Annotated in this window: 11 protein-coding genes and 4 tRNA genes; 10 read left to right on the forward strand and 5 right to left on the reverse strand. The window is 73.5% G+C overall.

The genetic code is table 11. From position 1 onward, the window contains the following. Positions 1-62: 62 nt before the first annotated feature. Complete coding sequence (locus NMK34_RS07830) at positions 63-1202, forward strand: cellulose binding domain-containing protein (protein ID WP_318332854.1); 1140 nt, start codon at positions 63-65, stop codon at positions 1200-1202. 25 nt (positions 1203-1227) lie between these two features. Here the strand turns inward: NMK34_RS07830 and NMK34_RS07835 are convergent, their stop codons facing one another. Both NMK34_RS07835 and NMK34_RS07840 read right to left on the reverse strand, forming a co-directional pair. Further along, on the reverse strand, positions 1228-2112 hold the full coding sequence (locus NMK34_RS07835) for a 3-methyladenine DNA glycosylase (protein ID WP_318332855.1): 885 nt from the start codon (positions 2110-2112) through the stop codon (positions 1228-1230). Between the two features lie 34 nt (positions 2113-2146). Further along, positions 2147-3658: a hypothetical protein gene (locus NMK34_RS07840; protein WP_318332856.1), complete on the reverse strand. Its 1512-nt coding sequence runs from the start codon at positions 3656-3658 to the stop codon at positions 2147-2149. A 216-nt stretch (positions 3659-3874) separates the two neighbouring features. Between NMK34_RS07840 and NMK34_RS07845 the strand changes: the two genes are divergently transcribed. From NMK34_RS07845 to NMK34_RS07865, 5 genes are all read left to right on the forward strand, one after another. Beyond that, the gene (locus NMK34_RS07845; protein ID WP_013284528.1) at positions 3875-4678 is read left to right on the forward strand and encodes a fumarylacetoacetate hydrolase family protein; all 804 of its coding nucleotides are present in this window, start codon (positions 3875-3877) and stop codon (positions 4676-4678) included. A 107-nt stretch (positions 4679-4785) separates the two neighbouring features. Beyond that, positions 4786-4857, forward strand: a tRNA-Gln gene (locus tag NMK34_RS07850). Positions 4858-4933: 76 nt separating this feature from the next. Beyond that, positions 4934-5006 (forward strand) — tRNA-Glu (locus tag NMK34_RS07855). A 294-nt stretch (positions 5007-5300) separates the two neighbouring features. Next, positions 5301-5373: transfer RNA gene (locus tag NMK34_RS07860), tRNA-Glu, on the forward strand. Between the two features lie 152 nt (positions 5374-5525). Continuing rightward, positions 5526-5598: transfer RNA gene (locus NMK34_RS07865), tRNA-Glu, on the forward strand. A 167-nt stretch (positions 5599-5765) separates the two neighbouring features. Here NMK34_RS07865 and NMK34_RS07870 read toward each other — a convergent pair. Beyond that, positions 5766-6452, reverse strand: a complete 687-nt coding sequence (locus tag NMK34_RS07870; RefSeq protein ID WP_013284529.1) for an IclR family transcriptional regulator — start codon at positions 6450-6452, stop codon at positions 5766-5768. Positions 6453-6501: 49 nt separating this feature from the next. Here NMK34_RS07870 and leuC point away from each other — a divergent pair, with 49 nt between their 5' ends. The 4 genes from leuC (at position 6502) to NMK34_RS07890 (ending at position 11427) form a co-directional block, all read left to right on the forward strand. Continuing rightward, positions 6502-7944, forward strand: coding sequence for a 3-isopropylmalate dehydratase large subunit (gene leuC, locus NMK34_RS07875; protein ID WP_318332857.1), 1443 nt, complete (start codon positions 6502-6504; stop codon positions 7942-7944). A gap of 14 nt (positions 7945-7958) precedes the next feature. Then, positions 7959-8546 carry a 3-isopropylmalate dehydratase small subunit gene (leuD, locus tag NMK34_RS07880; protein WP_318332858.1) on the forward strand — a complete coding sequence of 196 codons (588 nt, stop codon included), beginning with the start codon at positions 7959-7961 and terminating at the stop codon, positions 8544-8546. A 159-nt stretch (positions 8547-8705) separates the two neighbouring features. Continuing rightward, positions 8706-9311, forward strand: a complete 606-nt coding sequence (locus NMK34_RS07885) for an HU family DNA-binding protein (protein WP_091419419.1) — start codon at positions 8706-8708, stop codon at positions 9309-9311. Positions 9312-9447: 136 nt separating this feature from the next. Further along, the gene (locus tag NMK34_RS07890; RefSeq protein ID WP_318332859.1) at positions 9448-11427 is read left to right on the forward strand and encodes an endonuclease/exonuclease/phosphatase family protein; all 1980 of its coding nucleotides are present in this window, start codon (positions 9448-9450) and stop codon (positions 11425-11427) included. A 54-nt stretch (positions 11428-11481) separates the two neighbouring features. On the opposite strand, the gene NMK34_RS07895 is transcribed toward NMK34_RS07890, so the two are convergent. Together NMK34_RS07895 and NMK34_RS07900 are read right to left on the reverse strand one after the other, a co-directional pair. Further along, positions 11482-12399, reverse strand: a complete 918-nt coding sequence (locus NMK34_RS07895; RefSeq protein ID WP_318332860.1) for an NUDIX hydrolase — start codon at positions 12397-12399, stop codon at positions 11482-11484. 7 nt (positions 12400-12406) lie between these two features. After that, the gene (locus NMK34_RS07900) at positions 12407-14713 is read right to left on the reverse strand and encodes an RNA degradosome polyphosphate kinase (protein ID WP_412098858.1); all 2307 of its coding nucleotides are present in this window, start codon (positions 14711-14713) and stop codon (positions 12407-12409) included. Positions 14714-14749 lie beyond the last annotated feature (36 nt).

Raw genomic sequence — 14749 nt, forward strand, 5'->3', positions numbered from 1 at the left:
GCGTACGGGAGCTTCAGGGCCGTCACCGACCACCACGTCACAGTGACAGGAGTCCCTTCCGCATGTCCCGAAACCCCCTGCGCGCCGCGCTGACCGCGCTCGCCGCGCTGCTACCGGTCCTCGCCCTCGGCCTCGCCCTCACCGCCACCACGCCCCCGGCCGCCGCGGCGGCCACCCCGGTCCGCGTCATGCCGCTCGGCGACTCCATCACCGGGTCGCCCGGCTGCTGGCGGGCGCTGCTCTGGAACCGCCTCCAGTCCACCGGCCACACCGACGTCGACTTCGTCGGCACGCTCGGGCCACAGGGCTGCGGCGTGCCGTACGACGGCGACAACGAGGGCCACGGCGGCTACCTCGCGACGAACGTGGCGAACCAGAACCTGCTGCCCGGCTGGCTCGCGGCCACCCGCCCGGACGTCGTGCTCATGCACTTCGGCACCAACGACGTGTGGAGCAACATCGCGCCCGCCACGATCCTGGCCGCGTACTCGAAGCTGGTGGACCAGATGCGGGCCGCCAACCCGGCCACCACAGTGCTGGTCGCGAAGATCATCCCGATGAACCCGGCGAGCTGCCCCGAGTGCGGCCAGCGGACCGTGGCGCTCAACGCGCTCATCGACGGCTGGGCGGCCGGGAAGACCACCACCGCCTCCCCGATCGTGGTGGTCGACCAGTGGACCGGGTTCAGCACCGCCACCGACACGTACGACGGCGTGCACCCGAACGCCGCAGGCGACCAGAAGATGTCCGACAGGTGGTACCCGGCGCTGGTCGCCGCGCTGGGCCGCACCACGCCCGGCCCGACCACGTCCCCGACCGGCGGGCCCACCTCGTCGCCCACCGTCAGCCCTTCGCCGACCACCAGCCCGTCGCCCACGGCCGGCCCGACGTCGGCGCCCGGCCGCTGCACCGCCACCTGGCGGATCGCCGGTCAGTGGCCGGGCGGCTTCCAGGGGGAGGTGACAGTCCGCAACGACGGCGCCGCGCCGATCGCCGGCTGGACCGTGCGCTTCCCGCTCCCCGCGGGCCAGCGGATCAGCCAGGCGTGGAGCGCCGACGTGACGCAGAGCGGAACCACAGTGACCGGCCGGAACGCGAGCTGGAACGGTGCCCTCGCCCCTGCCGCCCAGACCACGTTCGGGTTCCTCGCCGACGGTGCCGTCCCGAGCCCGGCACCGGCAGTGACCTGCGCCTCGAACTGATCCCCGCGCCGGCCGGCCCCCGCGCTCAGCGGTGGTCGGCCGGCACGGCCCGGTCCAGCGCGGCAAGCAGCCGGGTCCGCAACCCGGCGGCCCGCTCGGCGAACCCGCGCTGGGCGGTGGCGTACTCGGCCCGGCCCTCCGGCGTCTCCACCCGCACCGGCGGGTAACCCAGGTCGGCCAGGTCGTACGGGCTGGCCCGCATGTCCAGCGCCCGGATCTCCCGGGCCAGCGCGAAGCAGTCCGCCACCAGCTCCGACGGCACCAGCGGCGACAGCTTGTACGCCCACTTGTAGAGATCCATGTTGGCGTGCAGGCAACCCGGCTGCTCCAGCGCGTGCTGGCCCTCCCGGGTCGGCTGGAGCACGTTCAGCGGCCGGGCCGGCGCGGTGAAGAACCGGAACGCGTCGAAGTGGCTGCACCGCACGCCGCGCTCGGAGACCACAGCCGCCGTATCCGCCGGGCTCAGCCGCAGCGGCCAGGCGTTGTGGCGTACCTGCTCCTGGGTCTGCCGGTAGACCATCGCCCACTCGTGCATGCCGAAACAGCCGAACTGCGCCGGGCGTCCGGCGGTCGCTGCGAGCAGCGTACGGATCCAGGCGATCGACTCGGCGCGCCGCGCGCGTACCCGATCGGTGTCGAGGGTGAGCCCGGCGGCGCCCGCCGTGTAGTCCGGGCCGAAACCGGCCGGGTCGGCGTCCCGCAGCACCACGCCCGCGCCCGGGTGCCAGCGGCGCAACTGCGCCGGGCGGTGCGAGTAGTAGGTGAAGAGGAAGTCCTCCACCGGGTGCTTAACCCCGGTGCGGCGGCGCTCCAGGTGCGGCGTCAGCCAGGCGTCCACCCGCGCCTCGTGGGCGTGCCGGCGCGCCTGCCAGTCGGCCGGGTCGAGCGCGGGGGCGAGGGCGGCGGTCACACACCCCAGGGTACGACCGCCGCCCGTGCCCGGATCACGCCACGTCCACCCGCACGCCCGCGGAGAAGACGCCGCTGCGCAGCTCCAGCCGTTTCGGGGGCTCGTCGCCGCGCATGGTGAACACCAGCGGCAGCAGCACCCGCCGCCCGGCGGCCACCGGCTGGGAGAAGACGTCCCGGCCCAGGTTCGCCACCCGGGTGGCGTCCTCGTCGGCGGCGACCCAGTTGCCGCTGGGCAGATACGCCCGCTGCAACTGCCCGTGCCAGGTCTGGTCCTCGTTGGTGAGATTGCGCACCCCGACCGTGGCCAGGCACGGCCGGCCACCACCCGGCGCCGGCGGCAGGACGTCGGCGCCGCAGCTCAGCCGGTAGACGGTGAACTCGAACGCGGTCTCGCGCAGCGGCTGGCCCAGCGCGCCGGTGACGCTGCTGCCCACCCACGCGCCGCTCGTCGGCTGCTTGGTGGTGTCCATCGCGGCCACCCGCTGCGTGGCCGACCAGGCCGCCGCGCCGACCACACCGGCCAGCACGGCCGCCGCCACGCCGACCACCAGCCACACCGGCGGCCGGCGACGACGGCTCGCGGGCGACGGCACCGCCGTACGCGGATAGACGGTGCCGCGCTCGGGCGTTCCTCGGTCCGGCACGCCGTGGCCCGGCCCGCTGTGGCCCGGCGCCCCTCGGCCCGGTGCGCTGTGACCAGGGCCGCCCTGGCCGGGCGCGGCTCCGCCCGGCACGCCCGGGCCGGACACGCCGCTTCCCGGGGCGCCGGTGTGCATGGCGCCGCCTCCGGGCGTACCGGTGGGAGTCGCGGCGCGTCCCGCCGCCGTGCGTCGGCGGCGGCGCCACACCGCCCACCACACCAAGCCGGCGGTGACCACCAGCAGCGCGGTGAACGCGGCGAGCAGCACCGGCGGCCGCCGCCAGGCCGGGGCGGCGGTGACCTGCGCCGCCGGGGCCGTCGCGGCACCCACCCAGGTCGCCGTGGCGCAGTCGAACGGGCGCGTGCCGTCCGAGCCGTAGACGCAGGTGGGGGCCGTCACCGAGCGGCCCGGCCCGGAGACCGACAGCGCGGTGTGCAGCGTGGTGGTGCTCTTCGCCGGCAGCCGCAGCCGCCAGGTCACCTCACCGGCGCTCATCCCGGCGGGACGGCTGGTCCGCCCGCCGCCGGTCACCGTGGTGGCCCGCGACCCGTTCGGCAGCTCCTGCCGGACCATCGTGTCGACGGGCGACGTGCCGGCGTTGCGGACCTCGATCCGGTAGCCCGGCGCCGGGGTGCCCGACGCGCCCACCGCCACGCTGACCGGGGGCATCGACGGCCGGATTGGTGCCGGGCCGGTGGTCGGCACCGCCGGGGGCACCGCCGGCACGCCGGTCGGGATCGGGGTGGCCGCGGCACCGGGGATGACCGCCGGTGGCGGGGCCGGATGGGCGGGGGCGGCGGCCGCGCGGGGCGTCGCCGGGGACAGCGCCGGTACGGCGGCGATGACGCCGAGGCAGTTCACGAACACTGCCAGGGCCCTGTGGTGTCGTCTCGATGCAGGCATACCAACGAACCTCCGGACCCGAAGCTATGGGCCGTGGACCGCCGGGCGGGTACGAAGCCGCCATTCCCGCCCCGTCCGGCGCGATCGCGCGTACCCTGTCCGGCCCTTGCCGATCCGGTGCCCCAGGCAGCCGGTGAGGGGGTGGCGCGCGGCGGCCGGGGCGTGCCGCCTGCCGGTGTCCGCCGGGCCGCCCGCGGGCGGGGATAGATTGGCCGGGTGCGTATCGCTCGTTTCGCTCATGCCAAGGGAATGTCGTTCGGGGTCGTCGAGGGCGAGCCGGAGGCCGGGCCGCAGGGCCTGACCATCGCCGAGATCGAAGGCCACCCGTTCGGGCAGATCCAGTTCTCCGGCGCCCGCTGGGCGCTCTCCGACGTCCGGCTGCTGTCGCCGATCCTGCCCAGCAAGGTGGTGTGTGTCGGCCGCAACTACGCCGAACACGCCGCCGAGCACGGCAGCGAGGTGCCGAAGGAGCCGCTGCTGTTCCTCAAGCCGTCCACCTCGGTGATCGGCCCGCGCGACGCCATCCGGCTGCCGATCTTCTCCAAGCAGGTCGAGCACGAGGCGGAACTCGCCGTGGTGATCGGCGCCCCAGGTGCCCGCCGCGCCGACCGGGCCGCCGCCGAACGGGCCATCTTCGGCTACACCTGCGCCAACGACGTCACCGCGCGGGATCTCCAGCGCTCCGACGGGCAGTGGACCCGCGCCAAGGGCTTCGACTCGTTCTGCCCGATCGGGCCGTGGATCACCACCGGGCTCGACGTCAGCGACCTGGAGATCCGGTGTGAGGTGGGGCGCAACCCGGAGGAGATGGAGGTACGCCAGCTCGGCCGGACCAAGGACATGGTGTTCGACGTACCGGGCCTGGTGTCGTACATCTCGCACGTGATGACGCTGCTGCCCGGCGACGTGGTCCTGACCGGCACGCCGGCGGGGGTTAGCCCGCTCACCGAGGGGGATACGGTCACCGTGCGGATCCAGGGGATCGGGGAGCTGAGCAACCCGGTGGTCCCTGTCGCCTGATCCGCTCCGATGCCTCGTTTCCGCTGGTCAGGTGGGTTTCGAGGGGTTGGATTTGGCCTGTCGGCACCGGGAGGGTAAAGTTCATTCCCGGCGCCGCAAGGGGCCAATGGGGTATGGGGTAATTGGCAGCCCGACTGATTCTGGTTCAGTTAGTCTAGGTTCGAGTCCTGGTACCCCAGCGCAACCGAGGGTTCGTGAGAGCCCTCGGACGCTGGATTCCGGCAGCTCACGCTGGCGGAGTGCAATGAAGGTTCTGGCCCCGTCGTCTAGCGGCCCAGGACGCCGCCCTCTCAAGGCGGTAGCGCCGGTTCGAATCCGGTCGGGGCTACACCCACGAACGGCCCGTCTCGCCAAGCGAGGCGGGCCGTTCCCCATTTCCGCCCCGCCCCTCTCTGCCCCGTTGATCATGAAGTTAGCGGCAGTCGGGGAGATCAGAAATGCCGCCAACTTCATGATCAACGGGGCAGAGAGTGAGGGCGTGGGTGGGCGGGTGGGTCAGAGGCCGGAGAGGCGCTGGCCGGCTCGGACCACGGCAAGGTACCCCAGCGCAACCGAGGGTTCGTGAGAGCCCTCGGACGCTGGATTCCGGCAGCTCACGCTGGCGGAGTGCAATGAAGGTTCTGGCCCCGTCGTCTAGCGGCCCAGGACGCCGCCCTCTCAAGGCGGTAGCGCCGGTTCGAATCCGGTCGGGGCTACAGCACCGACAGCCCGTCCCGTTTCTCCGGGGCGGGCTTTCTGCTGTCCGGCCCACGTCGGCAGAGGGTGACCCCCCTCCGTGGTGCCGCGCGGGATGCCGCTAGACTACTGCCACACCGCCCGGCAGGGTGGTGAAGCACGAAAAGTGCCTGGCCCCGTCGTCTAGCGGCCCAGGACGCCGCCCTCTCAAGGCGGTAGCGCCGGTTCGAATCCGGTCGGGGCTACACCCACGAACGGCCCGTCTCGCCAAGCGAGGCGGGCCGTTCCCCATTTCCGCCCCGCCCCTCTCTGCCCCGTTGATCATGAAGTTAGCGGCAGTCGGGGAGATCAGAAATGCCGCCAACTTCATGATCAACGGGGCAGAGAGTGAGGGCGTGGGTGGGCGGGTGGGTCAGAGGCCGGAGAGGCGCTGGCCGGCTCGGACCACGGCCATGGCGTGGCGTTCGCCGGGGCGGCGGCCGAGGCGCTCGATCGGGCCGGAGATGCTGATCGCGGCGATCACCCGGCCGGTGCGGTCGCGGATCGGCGCCGAGACGCTCGCCACACCCGCCTCCCGCTCGGCGACGCTCTGCGCCCACCCGCGCCGCCGCACCTCGGCCAGCGTGCGGCCGGTGAACTTGGAGCGGGGGAGCAGCGGCATGACCGCCTCCGGGGGCTCCCAGGCGAGCAGGATCTGCGCCGCCGAGCCGGCGGTCATCGGCAGCACCGAGCCGACCGGGACGGTGTCCCGCAGCCCGCTGGCGCGCTCGGCGGCGGCCACGCAGATCCGCTCGTCGGCGCGGCGCAGGTAGAGCTGGGCGCTTTCGCCGGTGGCGTCCCGTAGCGCGGCGAGCAGCGGCTCGGCGGCGGTCAGGAGCACGTCCGGGGCCGCGTTCGCCAGCTCGCCCAGGCGTGGACCCGGGCGCCAGCGCCCCTGGGTGTCCCGGACGAGCATCCGGTGGATCTCCAGCGCCTGTGCCAGCCGGTGCGCGGTGGCCCGGGGCAGCTTGGTGCGTTCAACGAGTTCGGCCAGGCTGGCGCCGTCGACACAGGCGGCCAGGATGACCACCGCCTTGTCGAGAACGCCGACACCGCTCATACTGTGTCCCACAAGCCGAAATTTACCTCCCAGAATTTAGGATGTCCAGATGGTGGGAGTCACTCAACCGAGGACCCTGGCCGAGAAGGTCTGGGACGCACACGTGGTCCGCTCCGCCGACGGCGAGCCGGACCTGCTCTTCATCGACCTGCACCTGCTGCACGAGGTGACCAGCCCGCAGGCGTTCGACGGGCTGCGTCTGGCCGGGCGCGGGGTCCGCCGTACCGATCTGACGATCGCGACCGAGGACCACAACACCCCGACCGGGTACGACGACCCGGCGTTCCGCCTCCGGCGCGGCGACCTGCTCACGATCGCGGACCCCACCTCCCGCACCCAGATCGAGACGCTGCGCCGCAACTGCGCCGAGTTCGGCGTCCGCCTGCACCCGCTGGGCGACGAGAACCAGGGCATCGTGCACGTCATCGGCCCGCAGCTCGGCCTCACCCAGCCCGGCATGACGATCGTGTGCGGCGACTCGCACACCGCCACCCATGGCGCGTTCGGCGCGCTGGCGTTCGGCATCGGCACCAGTGAGGTCGAGCACGTGCTGGCCACGCAGACGCTGCCGCAGGCCCGCCCGAAGACCATGGCCGTGAACGTGGTCGGCGAGCTGGCACCCGGCGTCACCGCCAAGGACCTGGTGCTCGCGCTGATCGCGCAGGTCGGCACCGGCGGCGGGCGTGGGCACATCGTCGAGTACCGGGGCGAGGCGATCCGCGACCTCTCGATGGAGGGACGGATGACGATCGCGAACATGTCCATCGAGTGGGGCGCCAAGGCCGGCATGATCGCGCCGGACGAGACCACGTTCGCGTACCTGAAGGGCCGGCCCAACGCGCCCCAGGGCGACGACTGGGACGCGGCGCTGGAGTACTGGCGGACGCTGCCCACCGACGACGGCGCGACCTTCGACACCGAGGTCACGCTCGACGCGAGCCGGATCACGCCGTTCGTCACCTGGGGCACCAACCCGGGGCAGGGCGTGCCGCTGGGCGCCACCGTGCCGGACCCGGAGGACTTCGTCACCGAGCCGGAGCGGGTCGCCGCCCGCCGCGCGCTGGAGTACATGGACCTCACCCCGGGCACCCCGCTGCGCGACCTGGCCGTGGACGTGGTGTTCGTCGGCTCCTGCACCAACGGCCGCCTGGAGGACCTGCGGGCTGCCGCCGAGGTGCTGCGCGGGCGCCGGGTCGCCGACGGCGTACGCATGCTCGTGGTCCCCGGCTCCGCCGCGGTCCGCGAGGCGGCCGAGATCGAGGGGCTGGACAAGGTCTTCACCGACGCCGGCGCCGAGTGGCGCTTCGCCGGCTGCTCCATGTGCCTGGGCATGAACCCGGACACGCTGAAGCCGGGCGAACGCTCCGCCTCGACCTCCAACCGCAACTTCGAGGGCCGCCAGGGCCGGGGCGGGCGTACCCACCTGGTGTCCCCGCCGGTCGCCGCCGCCACCGCCGTGGTCGGCCGGCTGGCCGCCCCCGCCGACCTGTGAGAAGGGCAGCCGAGATGGACAAGTTCACCACCCACACCGGCACGGCCGTGCCGCTGCGCCGATCCAACGTGGACACCGACCAGATCATCCCCGCCGTGTACCTCAAGCGGGTGACCCGGACCGGATTCGCCGACGGTCTGTTCAACGCGTGGCGGGAGGACCCGTCATTCGTCCTCAACGATCCCGTCCATTCAGGTGCGTCGATTCTGATCGCCGGCCCCGAGTTCGGCACCGGATCCTCCCGGGAGCACGCCGTCTGGGCGCTGCGGGACTGGGGCTTCCGGGCCGTCATCTCGCCTCGCTTCGGCGACATCTTCCGCGGCAACGCGCTCAAGGAAGGCCTCCTTCCGGTCGAGCTGGAATTGAAAGCCGTGGAAGAACTGTGGGATCTCGTGGAATCCGAGCCCACCACGCCGATCACCGTCGACCTCGCCGCCCGCCAGGTCCACGCCGGTGACGTCACCTGGGCGTTCCCGCTGGACGACCACAGCCGTTGGCGGCTGATGGAGGGCTTGGACGACATTGGACTCACCCTCCGGCACGAGTCCGAGATCAGCGCGTACGAGGCGGCCCGGCCGGCGTTCCTGCCCTCGATCGCCTGACCTCAAGCGCTATTCGCCCCCACCGGTGCATCCGGTGGGGGCGAATCCGTTGCGACACAAGGGCTTTTTTCCACCGAATGTTTGTGTCCAGGCAGCACAGGGCATACCGTGCGCGCAGAATGGCTCGCGTCGAGTCAGTTGCACAATCGGGAGGAAGTCGTGAACAAGGCCGAGCTCATCGAGGCGCTCGCCGTTCGCCTGGGGGACCGGAAGACGGCGACGGCCGCGCTCGACGCGGTTCTCGCTGAGGTCCAGGCGGCGGTCACCAAGGGCGAGAAGGTGGCGATCACCGGTTTCGGAGCGTTCGAGAAGCGCGTCCGGGGAGCCCGAACAGCGCGCAATCCGCGGACCGGCGAGGCGGTGAAGGTCAAGAAGACCTCCGTCCCGACGTTCCGGGCGGGCGCGGGCTTCAAGGAGATGGTGGCCAGCGGCAAGGTGCCCAAGGACACCGCAGCCGCGAAGAAGACCACCGGCGCCGCGAAGAAGACCACGGCGGCGAAGACCACCGGGGCCGCGAAGAAGACCACGGCGGCGAAGGCCACCAAGACCACCGCTACCAAGAAGGCCGCGCCGGCGAAGAAGGCCGCCGCGACCAAGACCACGGCGGCGAAGAAGACGACCGCGGCGAAGTCCACCGCGGCGAAGAAGACCACCACCGCCAAGAAGACGACCGCGGCGAAGTCCGCCACGGCCAAGAAGACCACGGCGGCCAAGAAGGCGCCGGCGAAGAAGGCACCGGCCAAGAAGGCCGCCACCCGGCGCTGACCGGACGGCCCACGAGAGGGCGCCCACCGTTCGCGGTGGGCGCCCTCTCGCACGGGTACGCCGTTGACCGCCCGCCGCCGCGCCCCGCAGAATCGCCGTGCCGAAAACCCCCGTCGGTCACGAGAAGAGGCGCCCCGTGCGGCACCGTCACCTCTCCACCCTCACGCTCGCGCTCGGAATCGCGGTCCTGCTGGACGTGCTCCGGGTCTGGCTCCCGTCGGTCATCACCCTGTTCGGCCGGGCCGCCGAGACGCCCGCCGAGCTGCTCGGCGCGTTCGCGCTCGGCTGGTTCCTGCTCGCGCTCGCCGCGCCCACACTCGTACGCCGCGTCGGTCCCGGCCCGGTCGGACTCGCCGCGGCGGGCGTGCTGGCGGTGGCCCGGCTGGCGCTGACCGCGCAACCCGGCGGCCCGGCCCAGCTCTGGTCGGCCTGCGCCGGACTGCTCGCCGGCCTGGTCTGGCTCGCCGCGATCGCCGCGTCGGTGCCGAGGCCGGTCGCCGGGCTGACGCTCGGGCTGGCCGGGAACGCGGTCGGGCACGCCCTGCTCGGCACCGAGGACCTGGTGTGGCGCGGCGGTGTGCTCGCCTGGAGCCTGAGCGCTCTGCTGGTGCTGGCGTTCCTGGCCGCCTCGGTGGCGGTACGGCGGGAGCGGGCCGCCGTTCCGGTACCCGGCGACGCGGCGCGGACGGCCGCCCCGGCGACGGATGTGGCGGACGGCGACGCCGGTCGGCGTGTGCCGACCCCGGGCCGTAGAGCCTGGTCGCTGTGCGGGCCGGCGCTGCTGCTGGCCGGTCAGGTGGCGCTCGCTCCGGCGCTCTGGAGCGCCGCCGCCGGCACCGGATCGCCTGATTTCCCCGGTCTCGTCCGCCCCGGAAACGGTGCCCTGCCGGGTGCGCTCGCGGTGCTGCTGTTCCTCGCGGCGGCGTTGTTCCGGGCACCGGTGCGCGTGGCGCGGGTGCTGTGGCCGCTGGCGCTGCTCGCCGGGTCGGTGCTGTTCGTGACCGGGCTGCTCGTCCCGGCGTACCTGCTCACCGCCGCCGGTCTCGGCGGCTGCCTGGCCCGCACCGACACGGCAGACGACGACGGCCGGGCCGCCGCCACGGACGAACGAGGCGCGGACGACGGGCGGGCGGGGGCGCGGCGCGGGCGGGCGGCGGCGCTCGGGATGCTGGTGTTCGCGGTGGCCACGGTGGCCTATTACGCCGCCTACGACCTGGGGTACCCCAACGGCTGGGCGCCGGTCGCCACGGCCGTCCTGGTGGCTCTGGTGGCGGCTACCGCGCCCATCCAGCCCGGCGCGGCCACACCCGGCCCGATGCTGCCCACCACGGTCCGGGTCGCGGCCCTGGCCGGGCTCACCGCGCTGGCCGGGCTCGCCGCCGTGCTGCACGTACCGCCCGCGCCGGCCCGGGCCACGGCCGCGCCGGCGGCGGTACGGGTGGCCGCGTGCAACATCCGGATGGGGTTCGGCCTGGACGGGCGGCTGGACCTGGACGCGGTGGCGCGGGAGTTGCGCGGCGCGGACGTGGTGCTGCTCAGCGAGGTCGACCGGGGCTGGTGGCTCAACGGCGGCCACGACACGCTGGCGTTGCTGGCCGGGCGGCTGGGGATGCCGTACGTCTTCGGGCCCGCCGCCGACCCGGTCTGGGGCGACGCGGTGCTCAGCCGTTTCCGGATGCGGTCCGGGCAGACGCGGCGGCTGACCGCGCACGGCGCGCCGACCGGGGCGCAGGCCCTCGGTGTCACGCTCGACCTCGGCGGGCGGGAACTGGCAGTGGTCGCCACGCACCTGCAACCGCCGCCCGGGCGGGATCCGGTCGAGCAGGCGGGCGAGGTGGCCGAATTCGCCGGCCGGTACGCGAACGGCCGCCCACTGGTGCTCGGCGGTGACCTGAACACCGAGCCGGACGACCCGGCGTTCGCCGCGTTCACCCGCGCGGGGCTGGTGGACGCGCTGGCCGCGGACCGGCCGCTGCGGACCAGCCCGGCCGACGATCCGCGCACCCAGATCGACCACGTCTTCACCTCGCCGGGCCTGACCGCCACCGAGGTACGCGCGCCGCGCACCGAGGCCAGCGACCACCTGCCGGTGACGCTCACCGTCACGCTGCCCTGACCGCGCCGCCACAACCGGAGCCCGCCGCGACGACGGGCACCGGCCGCGGCGGTCTCACAACCGGTCGGGGAGGACCAGCCGGTCACCGGCGAACGGCAGCAGCCAGCCGCCGCCCTTGTCGGTGGTGAAGTCCTCGTCCACCCGGCCGGTGAGCCGTTCCAGCGCACCCGGGATCACCTTGCCCTGGCTGCACACCGCCACCGTCCCGGCGGCCTGCGCCAGCGCGACGAGCCGGGCCGCGGCGGCGAGCGCGCACTCCTCGACCTGCTGGCCCGGCGCCGGCTCGTCGAAGTCGCCGCAGACCTCGATCGGCAGGTCCAGCCGGGCCGCCGCCGGGTCGAGCGTCTGCACGCAGCGCCGGGCCGAGGCGGAGTACAGGCGGGCCGGGCGGACCAGCGCGACGAGCGGGACCAGTGCCCGCGCCTGCGTCCATCCCTTGTCGTCGAGCGGGCGGCCGTGGTCCGGGCCGGTCCAGGTGCCGCGCTTGCCGGCGTGCGCGTGCCGGACCAGCAGCACCGTCGCGGTGACCGGCGGCAGCGCCGCGAACGCGGCGATCACCTCGGCGTCGTGCGGATAGCTGACCCGGCGTACCGCGTCGTCGACCGGGAACCAGGCCACGTCGTCGACCTCGGTGCCGGGCTGGAAACCGCCGGTGCCGGCCGCCCGCATCGACCAGTAGTCGACCGCCTTGGCGAGACCCTCGCTGCGGTAGCGGACGGTGGGCAGGCGGACCTGCGGCACGGCACGGACGTCTGATTCCTCGGCCACCTCGCGGACGGCTGCCACGAGGGGATGCTCGCCGCGGTCCAGCTTGCCCTTCGGCAGCGACCAGTCGCCGTACCGGGGGCGGTGCACGAGGCAGACCTCGACGCCGGCCGGACCCGGGCGCCACACCACACCGCCGGCGGCCCGGATCCGTACCGGTTCGTCGTCGCTCACCCGCTCACCGTATGCCCGCCCGGCACGCGCCACGGCCCGGTCAGTCCGCCCGGCCGCCGACCCGGCGCAGCAACAGATCCTGGAGATGGGTCAGCCGCACCTCGCCGTCGCCGGTACGCCGGTGCCAGGTGCCGTCGGCGGCCAGCTCGAACGCGTCCACGTCGGGATCGAACGCGGCGGTGAGGACGTGGTCCAGCTCGGCCCGGGCCACCGGATCGCTCACCTGCACCAGCGCCTCCACCCGGCGGTCCAGGTTGCGGTGCATCAGGTCGGCCGAGCCCATCCAGAACTCGGCGTCGCCGTTGTTGCCGAACCGGAAGATCCGGGAGTGTTCCAGGAACCGGCCGAGGATCGAGCGGACCCGGATGTTCTCCGACAGCCCCGGCACACCCGGCCGCAGCGTGCACATGCCGCGGATCAGCAGGTCCACGTGCACGCCGGCCCGCGACGCCCGGTAGAGCGCGTCGGTGATCTCCTCGTCCACCAGGGAGTTCACCTTGAACTGCACGAGCCCCGGCATGCCCAGCCGGACGTGTTCGATCTCCCTGTCGATGCGTTCGATCAGGCCGCTGCGGATGCCCTGCGGCGCCACCAGCAGCCGCCGGAACGCGGTCTGCCGGCTGTAGCCGGTGAGCACGTTGAACAGGTCGGTCAGGTCGGCGCCGATCTCCGGGTCGGCGGTGAGCATGCCGAAGTCCTCGTAGAGCCGGGCCGTCTTCGGGTGGTAGTTGCCGGTGCCGATGTGGCAGTAGCGGCGGATCTGGTTGCCCTCCTGGCGTACCACCAGCGCGGTCTTGCAGTGCGTCTTGAGCCCGACCAGGCCGTACACCACGTGGCAGCCGGCCCGTTCCAGTGTGCGGGCCCAGCCGATGTTCGCCACCTCGTCGAAGCGCGCCTTCAGCTCCACCAGCACCACCACCTGCTTGCCGGCGGCTGCGGCGTCGACGAGCGCGTCCACGATCGGGGAGTCGCCGCTGGTGCGGTAGAGCGTCTGCTTGATGGCGAGCACGTTCGGGTCGGCCGCCGCCTGCTCCACGAAGCGCTGCACGCTCGTCGCGAACGAGTGGTACGGGTGGTGCACCAGCACGTCACCGTCCCGCAGCGTGGCGAAGACGCTGCGCGGCACCTCACCCTCGGCCAGGCGTGGATGGGTGGCCGGCACGAACGACGGATCCTTCAGGTCGGGCCGGTCCGCCTCGCCGTACACCTGCCACAGCGCGGACAGGTCGAGCAGGCCACGGACCCGCAGCACGTCGTGGCCGTCCATGTCCAGCTCACGGACCAGCAGCTCCAGCATGTGGTCGGAGATGGACGCGGCGACCTCCAGGCGTACCGGCGGGCCGAACCGGCGCCGGGCCAGCTCCCGTTCCAGCGCCTGGAGCAGGTCCTCGTCGCGGTCCTCGTCCACCTCCACCTCGGCGTTGCGGGTCACCCGGAACAGGTGGCACTCGACCACCTGCATGCCGGAGAACAGCTGGCCGAGGTGCACCGAGATGAGGTCCTCGACCGGCAGGAACCGCACGCCCGGCTGGTCGCGGTGCACCCGGACGAACCGGGGCACGTTGTTCGGCACCTTGACCCGGGCGAACAGCTCCGAGCCGCCGTCCGGGTCGCGCACCGACACGGCCAGGTTCAGCGAACGGCCGGAGATGTACGGGAACGGGTGCGCCGGGTCGACCGCCAGCGGGGTGAGCACCGGGAAGATGTGCTCCCGGAACCAGGTGCGCAGCCGCTCCCGCTCCGCGTCGTCCAGGTCGCTCCAGCGCAGTATGCGGATGTCCTCGGCGGCGAGCTTCGGCAGCACGTCGTCGACCAGGCAGGCGGCGTGCCGGGCGACCAGGCCCGCGGCCTTCTCGGTGATCAGGTCGAGCTGGGTGCGCAGCGGCAGCCGGTCGCCGCCGCGTACCGGCAGGCCGGCGGAGAGCCGCCGCTTCAGCCCGGCCACCCGGACCATGTAGAACTCGTCCAGGTTGCTGGCGAAGATGGCCAGGAACTTCGCCCGTTCCAGCAGCGGGGTGCGCGGATCCTCGGCGAGCGCCAGCACCCGGGCGTTGAAGTCGAGCCAGGACAGCTCCCGGTTGAGGAAACGGTCCTCCGGCAGCGGCGGCGAGGCCGGCGGGGCGGCGTCCGCAGCGGTCTCGCCGGCCGGGCCGGGACCCTCCACCGGGTCGAGCGGCTCGTCCAGGCCGGTCGCGCCGGCCGCGTCCGGGTCGGCGCCGAGGCGCTCCTCCGGGGGCCGGGTCTGGCGGAACCGCCCGTCCGGGCCGCGGGTGGGGCGGCCGTTACGGGGCGTGCCGGGGTCGAGGATCGGCGGCGGACCGTCGGGGTGCTCGCGAGGGGTGCTCACCACCTCATGATTCCCCGATAAGGGTGAACGGAAAAT

Origin of the sequence: Micromonospora sp. BRA006-A (genome assembly GCF_033433935.1) — a bacterium.
Lineage (GTDB): Bacteria > Actinomycetota > Actinomycetes > Mycobacteriales > Micromonosporaceae > Micromonospora > Micromonospora aurantiaca.

Excerpts from the sequence above, each read along its gene's own strand:
- leuD (WP_318332858.1), top strand. The coding sequence starts at position 7,959 with ATGGACAAGTTCACCACCCACACCGGCACGGCCGTGCCGCTGCGCCGA.
- NMK34_RS07830 (WP_318332854.1), top strand. The coding sequence starts at position 63 with ATGTCCCGAAACCCCCTGCGCGCCGCGCTGACCGCGCTCGCCGCGCTG.
- leuC (WP_318332857.1), top strand. The coding sequence starts at position 6,502 with ATGGTGGGAGTCACTCAACCGAGGACCCTGGCCGAGAAGGTCTGGGAC.
- NMK34_RS07870 (WP_013284529.1), bottom strand. The coding sequence starts at position 6,452 with ATGAGCGGTGTCGGCGTTCTCGACAAGGCGGTGGTCATCCTGGCCGCC.
- NMK34_RS07840 (WP_318332856.1), bottom strand. The coding sequence starts at position 3,658 with ATGCCTGCATCGAGACGACACCACAGGGCCCTGGCAGTGTTCGTGAAC.